The sequence below is a fragment of the Intestinibacter sp. genome (genome assembly GCF_022780145.1).
Taxonomy (GTDB): domain Bacteria; phylum Bacillota; class Clostridia; order Peptostreptococcales; family Peptostreptococcaceae; genus Intestinibacter.
Genome location: NZ_JALEXO010000090.1, coordinates 1 through 3,824, shown reverse-complemented (window position 1 = coordinate 3,824; position 3,824 = coordinate 1). Strand labels below are relative to the sequence as shown.

Annotated in this window: 1 protein-coding gene; it reads right to left on the bottom strand. The window is 32.6% G+C overall.

Annotated features, from left to right (window positions below; all coding sequences use genetic code 11):
* Positions 1 to 695: 695 nt before the first annotated feature.
* On the bottom strand, positions 696 to 3,824 hold a 3,129-nt coding region (locus tag MR593_RS03215; protein ID WP_290686866.1), incomplete at its 5' end, for a hypothetical protein.

Genomic DNA, 3,824 nt, shown 5'->3' with positions numbered 1-3,824 from the left:
TCTTCATTAGGAGAAACTTCACTATTTTTGCTATTGTATAAAGTTATATTAGAATTTTCTACATTTATATTTAATGTAGTTGTTGTCTTTATATAACTTAATCCAACAGATATTTCTTTGTTTTCACCTGTATAAGTAAATGTACCAATCTTTGGTTCGCATGTTTTTGCGTTTACAGTATATGTATATGTTTCATTTTGTTTTAGACCACAATATGCATAAGAGCCTTCTTTAAATGATTTAACTTCATTTCCTTCGCTGTCTTTTACTTCAACTGTGTAATCGCTAATTTTATCACGAGTATCTGATTCATATACATTATTAAAGACAATTTGTATAGATTCTTCAGTAAATGTAGTTGTATTGTCTTTTACACCCCATGTTTTGTAGTTAAGTGATAAATTATCATTTAATTTTGATGCAGCATTTCCATTTTCAAAATCTTCTTTAGCTAATGCTGTTCCTTGGTTTTCTATATAAGATGTAAATGTATCTATATAATAACAATTATCTACGTTTGCTTTACCTGCTATTACACCTACATTAGTGCTAGCTTCTGAAGCAGATATTGTTCCTATGTTGTAACAGTTTTTAACTGTGTTTACTGATGATGTTGTTGAATATGCATTTAAGCCTACTATACCACCTATGTAATTTCCAGTACCTGTTACATCTCCTGTGTTGTAGTTGTTAGCTTATTTAGAAGAATTTGTTTGTCCTGAGATACCACCTACGTAATTAGCACCTTTTACATTACCTGTATTATATGAATTTATAATAGTTACGTATGTGTTAGTATCTTTTCCTGTTATACCACCTGCATAGTCAGAGTTTGAAGTTACATCACCTGAATTCTTGACATTTAATACATCACTTGAACCTTGTATAGTTCCAACTGCTCCACCGGCTTGAACTTCAGCAGTTACGTTTGCTTCATTAGAGCAATTTTTAGCGCAACCTTGACTCATATATCCGCAGATACCACCTACAGAAGTGTTACCTTTTACTTCGCCTTTATTTACGCAGTTTTCTATATATTGATTGTAAACATATTGATTACCAACTATTCCGCCTACTTGATTTTGACCGGTTACAGTAGCTTTATTTATACAGTTTTGTATTCCTTTACAGAAATTTTGATATCCAACTACTGCTCCCACAGCGTCTTTACCTACTACAGAACCATCTACCGTTACGTTCTTAACTGAGCCATTTGAGCTTAAATATCCAAATAATCCTACATTATCATCATTTGGTGCATTTATTTTTACAGTTATAGTGTGATTAGCACCATCGAATACACCTTGGAATGATTTTGATTTAGTACCTATTGGCAACCATTCACTTAGAGTTTCATCGACATTTATATCTTGTGTTAATGTTATAGTTTTTCCATTAAATTGATTACTTATATCTGTATATCCATCCACTATAGCTCCAAGACCTGCAAGTTGTTCAGCTGTTGATATTTCAAATTCTGTCTTAGTAGCATCATACCAAGATATATCATATGGTGCTATAAACTCAACAGTTATAACTAGTTCATTTGAAGCAACTTCAAATTCATTAGTTACTTCAGAATATCCTCTTGCATAAGCTTTGTATGTGTATTTTCCGTTAGTCAATAGATAAGTTCCATCTTCTTGAGGTTCTATTAACTTACCATCTTTATATACTTCTATCTTGAAATCTCTTGCATTTGATACATTAGGAGCAAAAGATACATTATATACGTTTTGTAGTTCTACATCGAAGCTTAAATCCCCACCTTTTACTTCAAATTCTGCTGTTTGAGCTTCGTATCCAGTTTTCTTAACTTCATATGTATAGTTTCCATCTGATAAGAAATATTTAGTTCCTTGACTTGGTTCTAGCACATTTCCTTCACTATCTTTTACTGTAAGTGTGGCATCTTCTGGTTTTATATTGAATAAAACTTGATATGCATCTGTTAATTTTTCACTTACTGTGACATTTTGTCCAGCTACTTTTAATAATCCCATTTTGACTTCATATCTATCAGCAGCTATTTTATATTTGTATTGTCCGTTTACTAATCTAAATGTTCCATCCTCTAACATGAAGTTTTTAGATGAAGAAGCATTTATTTCATTGCCTTCGCTATCGTATAATGTTATATTTGCATCTGTGACTTTTCCAGAATTACTAGTTAAGTCAAAGCTTGCTATGTATGATTTTTGATTAACTGTTTCTTTGTCTACAACAGCCCAAGCCATATATTCTTTGTTAGCTTGTGTTACATTTTTATTAAGTAATCCAGCTATTTTTACATTTGATAGATCTTTTTTAGTGTAAGTTGTGCCGTCAACATAGTAACTGTCTGTTGCCTCAGTTCCGTCCTTTACGACTGCGTTACTACTTGCTGTGTAGCAGTTTGTAACTCTACCTGCGTTATTTAAAACTAAGCTATTATTTGATATATTGTAGCAGTTTGCAACTGTACCTGCGTTTGTATCAGCTAAGCTTCCATTTTCTAAAACACCTAAGTTTATTACTTTACCATTTTGACCTATGTATTTAAATACAACTGAGTTTACATTGCTTATAGAATATCCAGCTCCATCAAATGTTCCTGCAAATTGATTTTCGCTAGTTCCTATTCCTGCCCATTCTCTATCATCTAGGTTAAGATCCTTTGTTAATTTTATAGTCTTTCCTTCAAAGTTATTTCCTTCATTTACTAATTTTAAAAGACCTGCCAATTGAGCAGCTGAAGATATTTCAAATGTGTTATCTTCAGTATTATACCAAGATGTATCTTCGTCTCCAGTCCATAATAAATCACTTGCAACTAATTTAACTATATATGATTCATCTGAATTTTGAATTGTGAAGCTTCTTGATTTAGTTTTATATCCGTCTTTTGATATTTCATAAGTATAATCGCCATTTGGAACCATATAGATGTTTTCTTCTACTGGAGATAACTCTACTCCCTCGCTGTTTTTGATAACTATTTTTGCATCCTCTGGATTTACTTTAAATTTGACATCGTAAACTCTAGCCTGAGATACTTTTCCATCTTCGTATTTCCATCCATAATAACCATTTTCATCAGTTACTTGTGCGTTTAATGTAGATACTATTTGAGCAAAATTTTCTTCTGTTGGTTCATAATATTTATTTCCAGTACATTGATCTTTTGCTGATGTATTCCACCAACCAACTACATCTCCTATGTAGTTTCCTCCTGAACCTTTTTTAGTAGTCAAACAATTTTGTACTACTGTTGCAGTGAAGTTGTAATTTCCTCCAAGTATTCCACCTGCTTGCATAGTTGCATAGGCTTCTCCTGCATTATATGAATTAAGTATATGACCATTTTGTGCAAAACCGGCGATACCACCTGCATATTGAAATTCATATCTGCCTCCAGCTCCTGCGTTATTAGTTACATTTTTATCTATATGTACATCACCGAAGTTGTAACAGTTTTCTACAACTGAATAATCAGTATTTTTATTGTATTCCATTACTCCACCGGCGATACCACCTACATTCCATGCACCTTCACAGTATCCTGTGTTATAACAGTTTATTACTTGTCCATTTTGTACCCATCCAGTTATACCTCCTCCAGTATAACCAGCTTCTATTTTACCACTATTATTACAATCGCTTATTTTGAAAGGTTTTTCTTGTGTTCCCTTTGATACACCTGTTATACCTGCAGTACCTTTGCAGCTACTATATGAAGTATCGTTACCTGTACAAGTTATAGTAGCAGTATTTTCACATTTTGTTACATTGGCGCTATTTATACCGATTATACCGCCTGTGAATCTGAATGAAGATACTTTTCC